The sequence below is a fragment of the Vitiosangium sp. GDMCC 1.1324 genome, from assembly GCF_003044305.1.
Lineage (GTDB): Bacteria > Myxococcota > Myxococcia > Myxococcales > Myxococcaceae > Archangium.
Map to the genome: position 1 here is coordinate 65,592 of NZ_PZOX01000038.1, position 18,855 is coordinate 84,446.

The window sequence follows — 18,855 nt, forward strand, 5'->3', positions numbered from 1 at the left end:
TCACAGCACCGTGCTATGAGGCGCCCCGTGTCCATCGGTCCTGTCGCTTTCGACGCGAGTCTGTGGGACGAGCCCACCACGGGCATCGGCCTGTACACCCACTGTCTGGCCACCGGTCTCCAGAAGCGCGGCGTGCGCCTGCAACGGCTGGGGGCTCGGGTCTCGGGTGAGGACCCTCGGGGCCGGATGGGACGCACCGCCTACGCGCTGGGCCGGCTGCCCCAGGCGCTGCGGGACTCGGAGGCGCTGCTGTACCACGCGCTCGGCAACTTCAACCTCCCGCTGCTGCGCTCCCCCGGCAAGGCCTATGTCGTCACCGTTCACGATCTCATTCCCCTGCTGATGCCGGAGACGGTGTCGCGGGCCTACCGCTGGCAGTTCCGCCTGTGGCTCGCCCGGAGCGTCCAGGTGGCGGATCGCATCATCTGCGTGAGTGCGTGTACCCGGGATGATCTGCTGGCGCGCCACCCCGAGGCCGCGGACAAGGTGACGGTGGTGCACAACGGCGTGGACCACGTGGACCGCCACGTGCCGGACGCCACCACCGAGGACTTCCTGCGCTCGCTGTCGCTGCCGAAGAAGTTCGTGCTGTACGCGGGCTCGCTGGACGTGCGCAAGAACGTGAGCCTGGTGCTGGACGCGCTCGAGCGGCTGAAGGCACGGGGACGGCCGGCCGCGCTGGTGCTGGCGGGGCAGAGCTGGTTCGGCTCGGGGGCGGTGGAGACGCGGGTGGCGCGCATGCGCGCGGAGGGCCATGACATCCGCCCGCTGGGGTATCAGTCCGAGGCCGTCTTCTTCGAGCTGATGCGGCGGGCGGCGGTGTTCGCATTTCCCTCGAAGTACGAGGGCTTCGGGCTGCCGCCACTGGAGGCCATGCGGCTGGGGACTCCGGCCATCGTGTCGACGACGGGGGCCACGCCCGAGGTGTGCGGCGAGGCGGCGCCTGCGGTGCGTCCGGACGACGCGGAGGGGCTGGCGGAGGTGATGGACCGGCTGCTGGGCTCGGACGCCGAGCGGCGGCGTTGGGCGGAGGAGGGGAAGCGGCAGGCGGCCCGGTTCACCTGGGCGCGCTGCGCGGACGAGACGCTCGAGGCCTACGAGGCGGCGCTGCGTCGGTAGCCTGGCGCGAAGCCCATCGAGGATGGCGATGGCGGAGCGCGCAATGCCTTTCCATCAGTTGGAGCCGACCACGACCGGCTGAGCCTCACTTCGTCCAGGACTCGGAACGGCCGAGAGCGCGATGCCGAGCTGCCCGGCCCAGTACAGAAGGATGATGGCGTAGCTCAAACCCTCGAACGGGTGCACGAACATCCTGAGGGAGAGCAGGGTGTCGCTCAGGCCGAAACACAGGGCCCCGATGAGCGCGGCCCACTGTTCGCGGCGGGCGAGCCCCTCCGAGCCCATCAGGGCCGCCGAGCGCCACATCATCGTGCAGATGACAGCGACATAGACGCCCACGGGCAGGGCCAGTTCGCCGAGTCCGGGCTGGAGGAACCACCAGATGCCCGCACCCGATACGAGGAAGGGTACGCCCAGTTTCCAGCGCGGCGTGCGCGAGGCCGTCAGGTACGCGGCGACATAGGCCACGTGGGCGAGCAGGAAGGAGCCGAGGCCGGCCAGGAACAAATCCTTGCGAGTCTCCAGCACGAGATCGCCCACGAGGGAAAGCACGAGGCCGGTGGCGATCCACCGGGTGTAGCGCTCGCGTGGAGGCCAAAGCCATACGGCGAGGCAGAGCACGGGAACGGCCTTGCTCGCGAGCCGCAGCCAGGGGAGTTGCAGCCAGATGCCGGAGAGGAAGGCGGCGACGCCCAGCCCTCCCATCACGGTGAGCCCGAGCGTCCACGGAGCGGATCGGAAGCGCATGTCGGGCCCTACGCTTTCACACCGGACCTCTGAGGTGCGGACCTTCCGGGGACGAAGCCGTTCCATCCTTCCCCTGGGGTTGGTGGTGTCCACCCTGGGTAAATATTGTTGGAGGGATTGAACTCGTGAGCCCCTTTCTCATATGAGCTTCCCTGGACTTGAGAATTCCTTGAGGGCGACTCCATGAGAAGAGCAGGGGCATTGTTCGCGAGTCTGGCGCTGTGCTTTTTCGTGGCATGCGAAAGGGCACCAGGGCCTGAGGTTGCACCTGCTCGTGTGGCGGTGACGAACATCGCGGGCGTGAACTTCGTGGGCACGCCTCCGGTCGCGCGGCTTCCGGCGGCCCTGCGTCCAGTCGCCGAGGACTCGCGGCCGTTGGCGGTTGCCTCCCAGGCCCTCGCCGCTTCGGGCACGGCGCTCACCCTCACTCCGGCCACCGGCACCCTGCTGTCGGATGACGTCTGGTACTGGGTGGTGAAGGGCTACCGGGTTCGCTTCACGAGGGCCACGACCCTCCTGGCGCTCGATGTGCGCTTGTCGCTGGCGGCGGGCGCGTGCGTGCGTGCCATCGTCTACGACGTGGCGACGCAGGCGGAGGTCGCCAATGGCAGCACGGTGTGCGGTGGCAGCGGGGATACCTACTACCGCTCGGACGTCTCCTTCAGCGCCGAGGCCAACCATGAGTACGTCCTGGCCTTCTACGTCCCCAAGAGGAACACGTTCTTCCCTCGTCAGGAGGATCCGTCCTTCCCCTACACCGTGAATGGCCTCGTCGAGGTGCTGGAGAGCCGCTCCAACAGCCTGGATACGAACGACCCCTCCTTCCCCGATGCGTCCAACTCCTGGGCGCCGCACATGCGGGTCTACATCGATGAGGGGGCGACCGTGAGCCCCTCCTCGGTGGCGTTCGGCAACCAGCGCGTGGGCGTCACCAGCACCACCCGGGCTGTCACCCTCTCCAACGGGGGGGCAGCTTCCCTGAGCGTCACCGCGCTGAATGTGACGGGTCCCTTCTCGACGAGCGGTCTGGATCTGCCGGCCACGGTGGCGCCGGGCAGCAGCACCACCTTCCAGGTGGCCTTCTCGCCCACGGCCACGGGAGCGGCCACGGGCCAGGTGGTGGTGGTGAGCGACGCCTCCAATGGCAACCAGGTGGTGAGCCTGAGCGGTACGGGCGTCCAGCCGGGCATGTCGGTGAGCCCTTCCTCGGTCGACTTCGGCAACGTGCGTGTGGGCACTGCCAGCGCGGCCAGGTCGGTGACGGTGAGCAACACCGGTTCGGACACTCTGACCCTGTCCGGCGCGAGCGCAAGTGGTCCGTTCTCTATCAGTGGCCTCTCCCTGCCGGCCACGGTGGCCCCCGGTGCGAGCCTGTCCTTCGACGTGACCTTCGCGTCCACGGCCACGGGCGCGGCCTCGGGCTCGCTGTCCCTCACCAGCGATGCTCCGGGCTCGCCCTTCTCCCTGACGCTCTCCGGCAAGGGCGTGGCGTCGTTCATCGCCGCGAATCCCAATCCGCTGTCCTTCGGCGCCATCTCCCTCGGTCAGAGCGACGTCGCGACCCTGACCCTCTCCAACACCGGGGACGCCCCGCTGACCCTCTCGGCGCTGGGCTTCACGGGCGAGCAGGCAGAGGACTTCTCCCTCGAGGGGGCGCCCACCCTCCCGCTGGCCGTTGCTCCCGGTGGTTCGCAGGAGCTTCGGGTGCGCTTCACTCCGGGCAACCACGGTGCGCGCCGCACCACGCTGGAGGTGACCAGCGATGCCTCTGGGGCCGGTACCCTCCGCGTGCCCGTGGACGGTGAGGGCATTGGCCCGCGTCTGGCGGTGACGCCGGCCTCGCTCGACCTGGGCTCCACCAACGTGGGCCACACGTCGGCGTCTCGGAGTGTGACGGTGTCCAACACCGGAGAGACGGACCTCGTGCTCAGCGCGGTGTCCTTCTCGGGCGCCGCGGCGGCCGACTTCGCCACCCCTGCCTCGATGCCCATGACACTGGTTCCGGGCACCTCGGCCAGCATCGCGTTCTCCTTCACGCCGAGCGAGGTCGGGGCTCGTGCCGCCCGCGCCACGTTCGTGACCAACGACACGCTGGCGGCGGGGGCCGAGGTGGCGTTGGCGGGGGTGGGCACCTCGCCTCTGCTGGAGCTGAGCGCCGCGTCGTTCGACTTCGGCGACGTGCGTGTGGGCACGAGCTCGGCCGGGCAAACCCTGACCGTGAAGAACACGGGCACGGGGCCGCTCACCCTCGCTTCGGCCAGCCTGGCCGGGACGGGGGCCTCGCGCTTCTCGCTCGCGCCCGACACCTTCCCGCTCTCCATCCCGGCTGGTGGTAGCTCGAGCTTCACCGTCACCTTCCACCCGGACCGGGTCGGGACGGCGAGCGCGGAGCTGACGCTCCTCTCGGATGACGCGGCTCGTCCCAATGTCGTCATCCCGCTGACGGGGACCGGCATCTCATCGAGTCTGAGCCTGTCCGCGACCGCGCTCGACTTCGGCGCGCAGCCGGTGGGCCGGACCTCGTCGCCGCGCGGGCTCTCCGTGAAGAACGCGGGCTCCGGCTCGCTCACGGTCTCGTCCGTGAAGGTGGAGGGGAGCGGCGCGGCGGCCTTCTCGCTCGTGGGCGTGCCTGCGCTGCCGCTCGTGCTCGCGCCGGGCCAGACGGCCTCGTTCCAGGTGACGATGACGGTGGAGGAAGCGGGTGTGCGCGAAGCCACCGTCCTCATCGAGAGCGATGATCTCGAGTCTCCGCGGGCGCAGGTGTCCGTGCGCGGCACGGGCGTCTCCCAGGCGCTCTCCGCGTCGCCGGCCGAGGTGGCCTTCGGGACCTTCCGCCTGCCGGCCGCCTCCGGGCCCAGGAGCGTGGTCATCACCAATCTCACCGCCGAGACGCTGGAGCTGGCCGAGCCGGAGGTGACGGGCACCCACGCCTCACACTTCCAGGTGTCCGGTGTGGCGGGTCCGCTGGGGCCGGGGGCCTCCGTCACCGCGAGCGTGGTCTACACGACGGCCGCCGCGGCGGACTCGAGCGCCACCCTGCGTATCTCCACCCGGGACGGCAAGGTGCCCGCGCTCACCGTGGCGCTCTCCGGGCGTGCGGTGTCGAAGCTGGTGAAGACGGACCCCACCTCGCTCGACTTCGGGCAGGTGACCGAGGGCGAGACGGGGGCCGTGCAGTCCGTCACCGTGACGAACCTCTCCACCGAGCCGGTGACGGTGAGCGAGGTGCGCTCCGACGGCGAGGCGTTCATCGTGGAGGCCTCGGGCCTGTCCACCCTCGCTCCGGGGGCCAGCGGCACCTTCACCGTGACCTTCGCTCCGAAGTCCGCGGGGGCCGCCAACGCCCTGGTGCGAGTGACCCTGCGGAACGCCACCGAGCCGGAAGCCGTGGTGGCGGTGAGTGGTATCGGCCGGGCTCGCGACGTGGACGGGGGTGAGTCGGGATGCGGCTGCGGCCAGGGTGCTGGCGGCTCGCCGTGGCCCGCGGGCCTGATGCTCGCGCTCTGCCTGGGCTGGCTGGGGCTGGCCCGGCGCCGCGGGGTCTAGCGAGGCGTGGAAGGCCCCGGGCGTCCTTGGATGCCACGGGGCCTTTTTTTCACATCATCGCGGGCATCGGCTCGGAGCCGCTGACGGCGTGAGCGGCGGCTTGCGCGGCCCTCAGGGCCATGACCTCGGGGACCCGGTGCTTCTGGATCCACTCCTGGAAGTTCCACGTCTGGAAGAACTGCTCGGCGGCCTGCCGGCCCGCGGCGCGCAGTGCCTCGCTCCGGTCCCGCTGGATGCCGAAGTCCGTGGTCCTCACGCCCAGCGTGGGGATGGGAATGGTGCGGTCGAAGTTCTTCTGCTGGATGTAGCGCGCGTCGTGCGCCTCCAGCATCGTGCTGAAGAGTGCTCGGAAGAGGGAGATGGGGCCTCGGATGTTGCTCGGCGTGTCGATCGCCAGGCCCGTGTCTCCCACCCGGTCCACCAGCTTGAGTCCAAAGGTGGGCCAGGGCGGATTGAGTGAGCCGTCGTCGAGGATGTCCACGGGGAAGTTGCTCAGCACGCCCCCATCCACGATGTAGCAGCTGAGGTCCTGCGCATCCTGGATCCGCACGGGCTCGAAGAAGAAGGGGATGCTCATGCTCATCCGCACCGCCCAGGCCACGTCGAGCTCCTCCGGATCCCTTCCGTAATCCCGGATGTCCCAGGGGAGGACGAGCTGCTTGCGCCGGGTGATGTCCGCGGCGATGACCTGGAGCTTGTAGAAATACTTCGACCCGGGCTGCTCACCTTCCATGTGCAGGTCGCGGAAGGTGCGGACCTTCCGGGGAGCCTTGAGCAACAGAGCGCGCAGCCACTTCTCGAAGAAGTTCCCTTCGTAGAGCCCCTTCTCGCGCAGCACGCTCAGCGCGGGGCCGATCAGGGGCACGCGGTCCAGCACGCTCGGGTCCGTGAACCGCCGGTAATCGAGCTCCTCCAGGATGGCTCCCAGATCGGTGGCCGAGTAGCCAGCCGCCACGAGCGCCGCGGCGATGGCTCCGGCCGAGGTGCCCACGACGTTCTGGAGCTGCACCCCCCGATCGGCCATGCATTCGAGCGCGCCCACCAATCCGATTCCCTTCACACCTCCGCCTTCGAATACCGCGTCCGCCTTGTCGAGCTCCGCCATGGCCTTCCTCCTCCTTTTTCAGGGAGAGAAAGAGTGCCCGGCGACGGATTTGTGACAGTGCGCGTCCGAGCCTGCTTCACTCCGGAGGAGCCAGGGGACCTCGTTCCGCCCACGTACGCTCCCAGACGAAGGCCCAGGCGTTCAGCGCCGCTCTGGCTCGCGGGTGAACGTCTCCAGGGGCTCTCACCTTGCGCGGGCGGCCGTTCGTGGCCACCCCGTTGCGGCGAACACCGCCGAGAGGGGACTGTCGTGCGCTTTCGAACATTCCTAGCCCTGGCCGCCCTTCTCACCGGACTGCCCGTGCTCGCCCAGCAGACGCTCCAGGTGACGCCCACGCTGGAGACGCAGCCGGTGCTCGGCACCGGGCCCGTGGTGCAGGGCGCGGCCCTGTGGCCCCACCCGACGGACCCGGCCAACAGCCTGTTGCTCGTGGCGGACAACCTGAACGGGCTGCTGATCTACAACCTCAATGGCACCCAGCGGGCGCTGCTCGCCGAGGGCGCGGTGCTGGGCGTGGACGTGCAGGAGGGCGTTTCGGTGGCTGGCATCACCCAGACGGTGGTGGTGGTGGCCAACGCCCCGCTCCAGGCGCTCGTCGTCTACATCATCGACCCCTCGACGCTCGCGATCCGCAGGGCGGGGCTGGCGCCCCTGGTCGCGACGGGATTCACGCCCAGCTCCGTGGCCATGTACGTGAGCCCCACCACCGGGCGTGTCTTCGCCTTCGCCGGGAGCACGACGGGCCTCGTCATCCAGTTCGAGCTCACTCCCGCGGCGGACGGTGGCTCCACGGCCACGCAGGTCCGCTCCTTCGACGTGGGAGGCCCCGTGGTGGGCCTGGCCGTCGATGATGCGCAGAGCAAGCTCTACGTGGTCGAGCAGAACGTCGGCATCTGGCAGTACGGCGCCGAGCCCGGCGACGCGGACGCGCGGACCTCGGTGGATGCCGCCACCAGTGGGGGAGGGGGGCTCGTCACGCCGCTGGGAGGCGTGGCCCTCTACACGGCGTCCGGAGTCCGGGGCTACCTGCTCGCGGTGAGCGGGGGCGAGAACGCGGTGCGCATCTACGAGCGCCAGCCCGACGCCCATACCTTCCGGGGCAGCTTCATCGTCGTGGCGGACGGGGGAATCGACGCGGTGGAGAGCCCTCGCCACGTGGTGGTGACGAACCGGGCCCTGGGCAGCCTCTTCCCACTGGGGATGGTGGCCGTTCACGACGGCGCCAACACCGCCGCCAATGAGAACTTCAAGCTCGTCCCGTGGCAGGTGATCGCCACCGGCTTCACGACCCCGCTCGTCGTGGACACCGGCCCCGGAGGGACCACTCCGGATGGGGGCACGCCGGATGGCGGCGGGGATGGTGGAGCCCCACAGCCCACTCCCGTGCCGCCCCCCGGTATCGGAGGGGAGTCGCCGCCGGGCTTCAACGGTGGGGGCACCACCAGTTGCAACTGTGCCTCGGCGTCCGTGCCGGGCACGGTGCTGCTCGTGCTGGCGGGCGTGTTGCTGCTCGCGCGTCGGCGCCCCGGAGCTTGATGCCGGTTGCCTGCGGGGGTTGGCTGGGCTCAACTCGGCGCCCGCATGTACCCCTCCCGCCTCCTCTTCGCGCTCGGGGCTCTCGTGGCCGCCGGTTGCGCCAGCGCTCCGCGTCCCGTGGAGTCCTCCTCCTCGTCTTCCTCGCTCCAGGCGCCCGCCGAGCCCGTGCGGCTCACCCTGGTGGGCACCAATGACTTCCACGGTTGGCTGATGCCCCACACCACCACGCTGTCCGGTGGCCTCCAGGTGGAGGAGGGCGGAGCGGCCGTCTTCGCCGGCTACGTGGCCCGGCTGCGCGCGGACAACCCGGGCGGTGTGCTGCTGCTCGACGCAGGCGACCTCTTCCAGGGGACGCTCGCCTCCAACCTCTCCGAGGGGGCCTCCGTCGTCGATGTCTACAACCACCTGGGCTATGCCGCCGCCGCGCTCGGCAACCACGAGTTCGACTACGGGCCGGTGGGACCCAGGACGGTGCCCGGGCCGGGCGAGGACCCCTTCGGAGCGCTCACGGCGCGCATCCGCCAGGCGCGCTTCCCGCTGCTCGCCGTCAACGTGCGCGACGCCGCCTCGGGCCAGCCCCCCGCGTGGCTCGGCAATGACGGCACGCTGCTGGTGACGCTGAAGGGCGTGAAGGTGGGCATCGTGGGCCTCACCACGCCGTCCACCCCGCGCATCTCCAACCCGGCCCTCGTGTCCACCCTGCGCTTCGACGACATGGTGTCCCCCACGCTGGAGGCCGCGAAGCGCCTGCGGGCCCAGGGCGCCGAGGTGGTGGTGGGCCTCGCCCACGCTGGAGGCAAGTGCGCGGACCTCTCCAACCCGCGAGACACCTCGAGCTGTGACCGGTCGGACGGGGAGATCATCGGCCTCGTCGAGTCGCTGCCGGCGGGCACCCTGGACGCCGTGTTCGCGGGCCACACCCACCAGGCGATGGGCCACTACTTCGCGAACGTGCCGGTGCTCTCCACCTGGGGCCAGGGCCGCTCCTTCGGCGTACTGGAGCTCTTCGTGGACCCGGCGACTCACAAGGTGCTGCCGGAGCGCACCCGCCTCCAGGCCGCCATTCCCGTGTGTGCCCGGGTGGAGGAGAAGAGCGGGAGCTGTGACCCGCGCAAGCTGAAGGAGCTGGGAGGCGCGGTGCAGCTCGTGCCGCCCACCTTCCTGGGGGGGCCGGTGGTGCCGGACAAGGAGGTGGAGGCGCTCCTGGCCCCCGCGCTCGCGCGTGTGGAGGAGGAGCAGCGCCGGCCCCTGGGCGTCACCGTCTCCGCGCCCCTGGGGCGTGACTATGAGGCCGAGAGCGCGCTCGGAGACGTGCTCTCGGATGCGCTGCGCGAGATGGAGAAGGCGGACGTCGCCCTCCTCAACTCGGGCGGCCTGCGCGCCAACCTGAAGGCCGGGGCGGTGACCTACGGTGACCTCTACGAGGTGATGCCCTTCGACAACACCGTGGCCATCATCACCGTCACGGGAGACGAGCTGCGGCGCCTGCTGACGGCCGCCTATGGCACGGGCAGCGGCGTCTTCCAGCAGTCCGGCCTGAAGGTGACGCTCGGCAAGTGCACCGGCCCCGAGCGCCTGCGGGACGTCACCCTGGCCAATGGCAAGCCGCTCGACCCCAAGCGCCTGTACCGGGTGGTGCTGCCGGACTTCCTGGCCCGAGGCGCTGGCGGCCTGGGTGCGGTGTTGTCGCAGGTGCCCGCCGAGCGCATCGACCTGGGGCTCAGCCGTGAGCTGGTCCTCCGTGACGCGATTGCCACATGGTGGCAGAGCCGCGGCACGCCGATCTCGGCACCTGCTACAGGCCGCATCCACATTGTGGACGATGGCGCGAAGTGCGCCCCCAAGAGCCCTGCTGGCGCCCGCTCCGAGCGGCCTTGACAACGGGGCACAACCCACGCGCGGGCCGGAAAATCGGCTCGCGCGCGGTCGAGGGTCCTGCGGGAGCATGCGCAAGTGGCCGAGATCCGGACGGATCACTGCCCAAGCCGAAAAATCGGCCTGGGATCAGTTTTCAACGACCGGATTCCTCCTTACTCTAGTGGAGGCGCGCCAGGATCCGAGGAGCCTTTTGAGGCACCGATCGCGGCCCGCCGGCAGGGAGGGACGCACATGCTTTACAAGGTTACCCCGATGATGCCGCCGCCGGCCTCGAAGGAGGCCAAGACGACGCGCGAGCCGGGGCAGCCGCGCAAGCGGCGCAAGTCGGCGGTCTACGATGCCGACGGGCACGAGGTGCTCATTTCATTGATGTGCCTGAAGTGCCGCACGCTCAAGCCGCTGGCGCAGTTCGGTCTGCGGAAGATGGCGGACGGGGCCATCCGCAATCAGCCCTGGTGCCGCACGTGCCGCTCTGGCGCGGGGACTCGCAAGCCCAAGGACAAGGCCACCGAGACGATGGAGGCCGTTGCCGAGGCGGTCGCCGAGGTCCCCAACCTCCAGGTGCTGCCTGCCGCCGCCGTCGCCACCGCCGCCGAGGTGGCGGTGGTGGACGAGGCACCGATCGCAGTCGCGTCGCAGGGCTGAGCTGATCCTCCAGGGATCGCCTCCTCCGAGGGGCCGGAGCGCTTCGCTTCGACCCTGGGTGGAGGGATCTACCCGTCCGGCGGCGTTTCCAGCAGAACCTCTTCGAGGCTGAGGCTGGTGATGCCCTCGCCGGAGGCTCTTGTGCTGGATGGCTACGCCTGTACCCCGACACGCAGCACGTCATGCTCGGAGGCGGAGGTCCGCAGCAGCCGGATGAAACACGCGCTGCACACCAGCACCGCCGCCGCGATCCAGGGCCAGGAGAACTCGATGCTCCACACCCCGACGGACGGGAAGGTGGGCTCGGGATTGAAGAATATCGAGGCGAGAATCCACGCCGTCACCCTCGCGGGCAGCAGGAGCGCGAGCGCGACCCGGAGCAGCCAGCCCGTGGAGTCGAGCAGGCGCCGAAAGATGCCGGCCGGAGGCGCGAGCGCGGAGCCGAGCACGTCCTGGGCGTCTCGAGTGCTCCCTCTCAGCCACAGGAGCAGGGGAATCCCGACGAGCGGCCCCATGAAGATAAACGCCGAGCGGATCAGATCCTCAATCGGCGGCGGCCCGCAGTTCGAGACGATTGTGAAATCCGAGATCTGCATGTCCCTGTACCTCCGAGCGGGCAGTCTACGCGATTCCGCGCCGCCCGATAGCGCGCCTGGAGTGCCGTCTCATCGGATTCGATGAGGAGCCGCTCGGCGTCTTCCGCGACCTGAGGCTCTCGTCGCTCGTCTCCGGTCACACCCCTGTCACACCGCACACGGTAGCAATGGCTCCTGCTGACGCGTCGACGCGGCGCAAGGAATCGCACCTGGAGGGTTGTTGTGAGAGGCGTTAGAGAGGGAATGTCCATGTTACGGATTGTGATGCCAGTGATTGTGGCTTTCTGTGTTGCCTTCCCACTGTCGTCGTTGGGTGAAGAGCAGCTTCCATCAATCAGTGCTCAGGTGACTGAGTGCTCTGGTTGTCTGAGCTCCCCGTCGGGGTCGGTGACCATTCAGTACTCGTGGGCGGAGGGGACTTATCGTGTCATTGGCACGGCGCCCACGGGCGCCAAGGTGAGGAGCGTCTATCTCAGCGGAGCACCGACCGGGCAGGGTATCACCATCAATAGAATCAACCTCAGCCACGGTGGGTGGACGGACGCTGTCTTCTTGGCTTATACGGATGGGCGTGTCTGGTTCCCGACCGCAACGCTTCCTTCGACAGCGCCGTGGGCGGGACAATCGGTTGATGGGGTGTGGCGTGCCACCCCTACGGTTCTTGCAGTGACTCCCAATTTTAAGCTGGAGATGGAGCTCGTCATCACGTGGTACGTGCCCGACAGTGGTAGCGACGGCGGCACCAGCGACGGCGGCACCAGCGACGGCGGCACCAGCGACGGCGGTGTTCCCAGCAGGCCGAATGGAGGAAGCGATTTCAATGGGGATGGGAGGGCCGACCTCTTCCTCTATTACTCGGAGACGGGAAACACGGAGATCCGCTACGGAAGCTCCGGCGACGGTGCCCTGTCGTTCTCTCCTGCTTCGCAGGTTGCCTGGGGAACGGGTCTCGAGCTCGTGCCCGGTGACTACAATGGGGACAAGAGGTCAGACCTTTTCGTCTATGAAGCGGGGACCGGACACGTGGAGATTCGCTATGGCAATGCCAGCAGCGGTGCTCTGACGCTCTCCTCCGCCTCCCAGGACACCTGGAACACCGGGCACCAGCTCGTGCCGGGTGACTACAACGGGGATGGGAAGACGGACCTCTTTCTCTACAACCCAATGACTGGCGGCGCGGAGATCCGCTATGGAAGCTCCAGCGGGGGAGCGCTGACGTTCTCGGCGGCCTCCCAGGTGAGCTGGTCGACGGGGCTGAAGTTCACGCCAGGTGACTACAACGGGGATGGGAAGACGGACCTCTTTCTGCTCAATCCAGCCACTGGGGCAAATGAAATCCGCTTCGGGAATTCCAGTGGTGGCGCCCTGTCGTTTGCTCCTGCTACCCAGAGCGGCGGCTCGTCGGGCCCGATTCTCGGGTTCAAGCTGGTGCCGGGTGACTATAACGGAGACGGGAAGACGGATCTTTTCGTCTATCGGGCGGACACTGGATCGGCGCATCTCGCCTATTCCAATGGTCAGACTCTGAGCTCCTCCCCCGCCTCCCTGAGTGCCTGGAACACTGGGCTCCAGCTCGTGCCGGGTGACTACAACGGGGATGGAAAGACGGACCTCTTCGTCTACAACCTGGCTTCTGGAAGCTCGGAGATCCGCTATGGAAACTCCAGTGGGGGAGCGCTGACGTTCTCGGCGGCCTCGCAGGCAAGTTGGGTGACGGGGCTGAAGCTCGTGCCGGGTGACTACAACGGGGATGGGAAGACGGATCTCTTCCTCTACAACACGGTCACGGGAGGCTCGGAGATCCGTTATGGGAACTCCAGTGGGGGAGCGCTGACGTTCTCGGCGGCCTCGCAGGCGAGTTGGGTGACGGGGCTGAAGTTGCTGAGCGGGTTCGGGCCCCTTTACTGGGGCAAGGCAATGGGCGCCGAGCTCCTGGCTCGTGGACCCGACTTCAACGGGGATGGGACGACGGACACGGCTGTCTTCACCGCGGCGAACGCGTGGCTGGCGAACCTGTCCACCGGGTCGGGCTTCGTCGCGCGGAACTGGAGCGGCGGTGCGGCAGGCTCCTGGGGTGGGATTCCTCTCACCGGCGACTTCAATGGGGATGGGCTGACGGACTCGGCCATCTTCACCGCGACGAACGCGTGGCTGGTGAACCTGTCCACCGGGACGGGCTTCGTTGCGCAGGACTGGAGCAGCGGCGCGGCTGGCTCCTGGGGAGAGATTCCGCTCACCGGCGACTTCAACGGCGATGGACTGACGGATACTGCCGTCTTCACCGCGGCGAACGCGTGGCTGGTGAACCTGTCCACCGGGTCGGGCTTCGTCGCGCTGAACTGGAGCAGCGGTGCGGCTGGCTCCTGGGGTGAGATTCCGCTCACCGGCGACTTCAACGGCGATGGGAAGACGGACACGGCTGTCTTCACCGCGGCGAACACGTGGTTGGTGAACCTGTCCACCGGGACGGGTTTCGTCGCGCAGAACTGGAGCAGCGGTGCGGCCGGCTCCTGGGGTGAGATTCCGCTCACCGGCGACTTCAATGGCGATGGGAAGACGGACACGGCTGTCTTCACCGCGGCGAACACGTGGCTGGTGAACCTGTCCACCGGGACGGGCTTCGTCGCGCGGAACTGGAGCAGCGGCGCGGCTGGCTCCTGGGGGGAGATTCCGCTCACCGGCGACTTCAATGGCGATGGGAAGACGGACACGGCTGTCTTCACCGCGGCGAACACGTGGCTGGTGAACCTGTCCACCGGGACGGGCTTCGTCGCGCAGAACTGGAGCGGCGGTGCGGCTGGCTCCTGGGGAGAGATTCCGCTCAATGCGCCCCAGCACCTCATCCACAGCTACGTGATAAAGGGGCAGTGGTATCCCTGAGTCTGGCGTAGCTGCCTCCTCGGGGCCGGTCGCCGGTTCGAGCACGCCCGCACCGTTGGTCCAATGAGCGGTGCGGGCATCCTCGCCAAGGGTCGTCGCACTACGCCGGGTACAGGCAACTCCCCGCGAAGACGTGCATTTTTGTGGACTATGTCGTCGACGCGTTCTGGCTCCAGGACCTGGCCAGGCGTTTTCCGCGACCTGAGGCTCTCGTCGCTCGTCTTCGTCACACCCCGGTCACACCGCACACGGTAGCAATGATGTGCCCGTGTCCAAGCCTCGAACCCTGCCGTACCAAGCCTTGGCTTGAACCTGAGAGGGCGATGGCAACCCCATTGTGAACGAATCGCCACACTGTGTCGTGATGGTCGCTGCGTCTCGAATAGTAAAAATAAATATCATGAAACGAAAAACACTAGAGATCCTTGATGTCGACTGGCAATCTTTCCTTGGGGCAATTGCAGTTCTGATTGCAGTTGCCTCTGCTCCTTCGTTCGCACAGTCGTTCTGTTATTCGCAGTCCGGATCGAACTGTTATTACGACTGCGGCCCTTCTACCACCGGCGCAGCTCAAGGGATGATTCACCAATGCACGTGCGACGGCACCTCCATGACCTATTCGCCATACGGTTCGGGCATGGGGCCCTCTTGCAACAGCCTCAACAGTTGGTGCACGACCGCTGAGACATATCCTTCTGGAACGAGCAGTTGCCGCCAATGGCCGTGTCAACCTGGTCAGGCATGCACGGCGACGAATGGTTGTTCGGGGACATGTGTTTACACCGCTCCGTCCAGCAGCTACAGCGGCGCTCATGTCGCATGCGTTGCGTCGCCTTCAAGTCAAGTCTGCGGGAGCACGTGCTGTGGGGCGGACCAGATATGCTCCGATGGAGCATGTAAGCCGCGCTGTGGAAATTCGCCGTATGACCCTGCAACTCAATGCTGCGTGAGTCAGGAGGTTCTGCCGAAGTTCCAGATTGCGGACTTGACCAGGTGTCCGAACCGCACTGCGAGGCCCGGATGGAATCCCAGCGACCCCAGTCACGTCAATGGTTGTGGTCCGGTTGGGCTTGGTCTGCTTGTCAGGGATAATTATGGATTGGCTGATTTCAATCCGGGCTGCAACGCTCACGACGCCTGCTATGGCACATGTAATAGCAATAGAAGCAATTGTGACTTCGACCTCGCGTTTGCGCTAAAGAATGCATGCAAAAGCGCATACCCAGCTCCGCTTTCGGCGGAACGTAGAAAGTGCCTGGATGTGGCCCTGGTGTATTATACCGCGGTGGATCTGCGTGGGGGCGGGGTTTACGGCGATGCGCAAAAGGAAGCATGCATCTGCTGCCCTTGAGTTTGGGTTCGTTCTTTTGCCGGGTTGATTGGATGGTGTGTATGTCAAGACTCAATAGCGCTTTGATGGCCTCGTTGTTGTTGGTCGTCTCAGTTGGTGCGTGTTCTGAACGGCCAGAGCAGTCTGTCAGGCTTTCACCTGAAGCTTCGTCACGAGCAGGGCTTGATGATGGCCTTGCAGGAGTGTGGGTGGGGACGCTGACGGGGCCGGTTGATTCCTCGGGTGTTCGCTTCGAAATAACGGAGAGCAATGGACAGCTCACGGGAGTGACATTTTATACGGAGCCCAGCAGTTCTGAGTACATGAGAATGGGCGCCCTTTCAGGGAGTCGAACTGGAACGACTGCCCAGTGGACCACCGGCAACAACTCGGTTTCCGGCACTCTCAATGGCGACACGTTTTCGGGCACGTTCGTCTTCGGCAGCGTCGACACCGATCCGGCACTGACGGTTCAGCTCAGCTTGCAACGTTCTTCTTGCGTGCCTGAGTCTGATGCAAGTTTCTGCTCGCGCAATGGCTTTGACTGCGGTCTCGCCGTCGGCGGAGATAATTGCAGTGTCAGAAGGATGGTCTCGAGCTGCGGAACCTGCGGCGCGGGGCTTTCCTGCAATCAGCAGAACAAGTGCCAGTAGTTCATGGTGAGCGGCGGGCACTCCGGCAAAGCCTCCGTGTTTCATCGGGGTCTTGCAGGAGGGCTCGCCGCGCTTTCACCCAGCGTCCTGAGCTGTGGAGCCCAACCCCGGGCGGGTGGAGGAATTTCCGGAAGGCCGCGGACCGCACGACGAGCCTCCCGGAGCGCAACGACCTGCTGACCCAGGCCGCGCGGCTGAACGACGCGAGGAAGTAGGCCGGACGTTACTTCGTGGAGGCCGCGCCGAGCTTCTCCAGCATCCTCACGGCGTTGTTGTTCTTCGGGTCGAGCTCGAGCGACTTCCTGTAGCGGCGGATGGCCTCGTCCTTCCGGCCGGCCTCGGCATAGGCCTCGCCGAGGCTGTCGTGGGTGTTGGCGTCGTCGGGGTAGAGCTCGGCGTTGGCCTCGAAGACCTTCACGGCGTCAGCGACCTTCTTGTCACGCAGGAGCGAGTATCCGAGCTCGTTGAGGATGCTGGAGGAGAGCTTTGCGTCCGGGCCCGCGTTCTTCTTGTGGTCCTTGAACCAGGAGAGGGCGGCGTCGGTGCCCTGGAGGCGCAGGAGCAGGTCCGCCGTCGTGTCCGGGCCGTCGGGCATGGCGGTGTAGCCCTTCCAGCCGTACTCGGTGGCCACGCTGGCGATGAGCCGCTCGAAGAGGCGCGAGCCGTCATCCGAGTTGGTCATGATGGCGATGCCGCTGCCCGAGTCGGCGAAGGCCATGAAGAAGGCGCGGTAGCCCTCGTTCGCGCCGCCGTGGCCGAACCAATCCACGCCGGGGCGGCGCATGAAGCCGATGCCGAAGGCCTCGGACTGGCGGGTGAGCATCTGCTTCGCCATGGCCGGGGAGACGATGCGCCGGGACTTGCCGTTCCAGGCCTTGGAGACCTCGAGGGCGACGCGAGCCAGGTCGGAGGGCGTGGTCCACAGGCCGGCGGGGGCCATCTCCGGGTAGGTGTGCCAGCGGCCCTCGAGGCTCGTGCCGCCGGGGCGCGTGCCGATGGCGGCCTGGGACTCCAGGGCCTTGGGGAGGGGCTGCTCGAAGGTGCTGTGCTCCAGGCCGAGCGGCGCGAGGACGGTCTCCTTCATGATTTGCGGGAAGGGCTTCTGGAGCCGGTCGACGAGCATCTGCTGGACGATGACGGTGCCGCCGCCGCTGTAGCGCGTCACGGTGCCGGGCACGGTGTCGACGCGCACGGGGCCGGAGTTCGCGGGTGTCTTGCCGTCGAGAATCTGCTGCGGGGTGGGCACGGGCTCACCCACCGCGTAGCCGCGGAAGCCGTGGACCGTCGTGCCGGCGTTGTGGGCGAGCAGCCGGCGGAGGGTGACCTTCTGCTCCTTCGTGAAGTCGTTGTCCGGCACCTTCCACGAGGTGAGGAGATCGTTGATGTTCGCGTCGAGCGACCAGTGTTGCTTCTCGGCGTGGTGCATGGCCGCGAGGGCGGTGACGGGCTTGCTGATGGAGGCGGCCTGGAAGAGGGTGTCGACGGTGACGGGCTCGGAGCCGCCGGTCTGCTTGACGCCGTAGGCCTTGGCCCAGACGAGAGAGCCCCGGTCGAAGACGGCGATGCTGACGCCGGGAATCTTGTACAGCTCCATCCACTGCTGGAGCGACAGGCTGCGGGGGGCCTCGCCGGGGAGGGTGATGGGCGAGAGGCCCGCTTCCACGCGGGCGATGCGTGCGGCCTCGGAGGGGCTCGCGAGCCACTGGGTGGCGGGCTTGCGCGTGTCCGCGGCCGTGAGGAGACCGATGGCGGCGAGGCCCGCGAGGGCGATGGAGGGGAATCGGAATGGGGTCTGGCTCATGGGTGGCTTCCGGGGGGGCTCGTGATGAGCCCGCGTGACAAGACGCCTACGAAGGGCTTCGGAGTTGATTGCATCCACCATCCCGCTGCGAAGGCCCCAGGTTCCGGAGGACCTGGGGCCCTGAAGAGTGGAGGCGGCGGGATGCGCAGATCCACACCACGCCCCCCGGACGCGGCCCGGGTCCCCGCTCCAGCAACCGCCGCGGATGGGAGAAACCCTCCACCGCATAGTCCTCCACTCCCTCAAGCAGGGGCGAGGCCGGAGCCGGAGGAGGAGAGCCCGTCCGTTCCCGCGACGGTGGAGGAGCCGAAGAAGGAGCGCACACGACGATTGGACCAGGCCGGGCTGCTACTCAGGACGTTCGCGCTGGACGTGTTCGCTTGCTGGAGGAGTGGAGGCAGGAGGAGTGTATTTGCGTACGTGATGGCCTATGCATAATGCCCCGCCTCCTCCGCACTTATTTGAGCAGGTCTGCGCCCGCTGGGTTCATTTCCCCGGCTCCTGGTGGCCCTCAGCCGCTTGAGCGTCGAGCGGTCGAGCTTGAACCATCGAGGGCTGCCGGGGCCACCCCCCTCGACACATCGCAGCCAGCCCTTCTCCACCCAGGAGCGCACCACGGGTTCAGTAACGCCCAGCAGCGCGGCGACACCATGCATGGAGTAGAGGCCGTCGGCCCGGCGCTCTGGCTGTCGTGGCCGTCCTCGTCGTCCCGCGGGCTGGCGCCGTATGCCGTAGCGCTTGCGCACCCAGCGCACCGCCTCCTTGTCCCAGGCGCGCTTGACTCCAGAGAGCAGCCCCCTTCGGTTCAGCTCGGCTGCTACCTCCCTATCGCTCCTCTCCTTGGCCAGCATGCCAATGAGTTTGATGACCTCGGGCGAGGTGGCCCGCTCGAATGATGGGCGACGCGCAATGCTCAGCTCGCTGCACGTCCCGGTCTGCCATAGCAGCTGGATGTGAATTGCGCGCTCCGGGACGTCCACGGGGCTGAGCACTACCTCTCTCACCAGAATCCGCAGCAG

General features: G+C 67.4%; 12 protein-coding genes and 1 pseudogene. 8 read left to right on the plus strand and 5 right to left on the minus strand.

What is annotated here, in order from left to right; translation table 11 throughout:
- The first annotated feature begins 27 nt into the window (after positions 1–27).
- Complete coding sequence (locus DAT35_RS55380) at positions 28–1,119, plus strand: glycosyltransferase family 1 protein (protein ID WP_233262277.1); 1,092 nt, start codon at positions 28–30, stop codon at positions 1,117–1,119.
- 54 nt (positions 1,120–1,173) lie between these two features.
- On the opposite strand, the gene DAT35_RS55385 is transcribed toward DAT35_RS55380, so the two are convergent.
- A complete protein-coding gene (locus tag DAT35_RS55385; RefSeq protein ID WP_108077567.1) occupies positions 1,174–1,866 on the minus strand; it encodes a lysoplasmalogenase in 693 nt (230 codons plus the stop codon).
- Between the two features lie 276 nt (positions 1,867–2,142).
- On the opposite strand from DAT35_RS55385, the gene DAT35_RS55390 reads away from it, so the two are divergent.
- On the plus strand, positions 2,143–5,412 hold the full coding sequence (locus DAT35_RS55390; RefSeq protein ID WP_158502367.1) for a choice-of-anchor D domain-containing protein: 3,270 nt from the start codon (positions 2,143–2,145) through the stop codon (positions 5,410–5,412).
- 49 nt (positions 5,413–5,461) lie between these two features.
- Here DAT35_RS55390 and DAT35_RS55395 read toward each other — a convergent pair whose 3' ends face one another.
- Positions 5,462–6,517, minus strand: coding sequence for a patatin-like phospholipase family protein (locus DAT35_RS55395; protein WP_108077569.1), 1,056 nt, complete (start codon positions 6,515–6,517; stop codon positions 5,462–5,464).
- A gap of 249 nt (positions 6,518–6,766) precedes the next feature.
- Between DAT35_RS55395 and DAT35_RS55400 the strand changes: the two genes are divergently transcribed.
- From DAT35_RS55400 to DAT35_RS55410, 3 genes are all read left to right on the plus strand, one after another.
- Positions 6,767–8,053, plus strand: coding sequence for a myxosortase-dependent phytase-like phosphatase (locus DAT35_RS55400; RefSeq protein ID WP_158502369.1), 1,287 nt, complete (start codon positions 6,767–6,769; stop codon positions 8,051–8,053).
- 45 nt (positions 8,054–8,098) lie between these two features.
- Positions 8,099–9,931 (plus strand): bifunctional UDP-sugar hydrolase/5'-nucleotidase, encoded by a 1,833-nt coding sequence (locus tag DAT35_RS55405; protein ID WP_108077570.1) that lies wholly within the window; start codon positions 8,099–8,101, stop codon positions 9,929–9,931.
- A 231-nt stretch (positions 9,932–10,162) separates the two neighbouring features.
- Positions 10,163–10,576, plus strand: a complete 414-nt coding sequence (locus DAT35_RS55410; RefSeq protein ID WP_108077571.1) for a hypothetical protein — start codon at positions 10,163–10,165, stop codon at positions 10,574–10,576.
- Positions 10,577–10,728: 152 nt separating this feature from the next.
- Here DAT35_RS55410 and DAT35_RS55415 read toward each other — a convergent pair whose 3' ends face one another.
- Entirely contained in the window at positions 10,729–11,172 is a 444-nt protein-coding gene (locus DAT35_RS55415; protein WP_108077572.1) for a hypothetical protein, read from the minus strand.
- A 666-nt stretch (positions 11,173–11,838) separates the two neighbouring features.
- Between DAT35_RS55415 and DAT35_RS55420 the strand changes: the two genes are divergently transcribed.
- From DAT35_RS55420 to DAT35_RS58615, 3 genes are all read left to right on the plus strand, one after another.
- Complete coding sequence (locus tag DAT35_RS55420; protein ID WP_158502371.1) at positions 11,839–14,052, plus strand: VCBS repeat-containing protein; 2,214 nt, start codon at positions 11,839–11,841, stop codon at positions 14,050–14,052.
- Positions 14,053–14,689: 637 nt separating this feature from the next.
- Positions 14,690–15,403, plus strand: a complete 714-nt coding sequence (locus DAT35_RS62620; protein ID WP_369946674.1) for a hypothetical protein — start codon at positions 14,690–14,692, stop codon at positions 15,401–15,403.
- Positions 15,385–16,035, plus strand: coding sequence for a hypothetical protein (locus DAT35_RS58615; protein WP_146210295.1), 651 nt, complete (start codon positions 15,385–15,387; stop codon positions 16,033–16,035). Before DAT35_RS62620 ends, DAT35_RS58615 begins: the two co-directional genes overlap by 19 nt.
- A gap of 223 nt (positions 16,036–16,258) precedes the next feature.
- On the opposite strand, the gene DAT35_RS55435 is transcribed toward DAT35_RS58615, so the two are convergent.
- Together DAT35_RS55435 and DAT35_RS58620 are read right to left on the minus strand one after the other, a co-directional pair.
- On the minus strand, positions 16,259–17,836 hold the full coding sequence (locus tag DAT35_RS55435) for a serine hydrolase (RefSeq protein WP_108077576.1): 1,578 nt from the start codon (positions 17,834–17,836) through the stop codon (positions 16,259–16,261).
- Between the two features lie 428 nt (positions 17,837–18,264).
- Positions 18,265–18,855: pseudogene (locus DAT35_RS58620) on the minus strand (recombinase family protein); the annotation flags it as partial.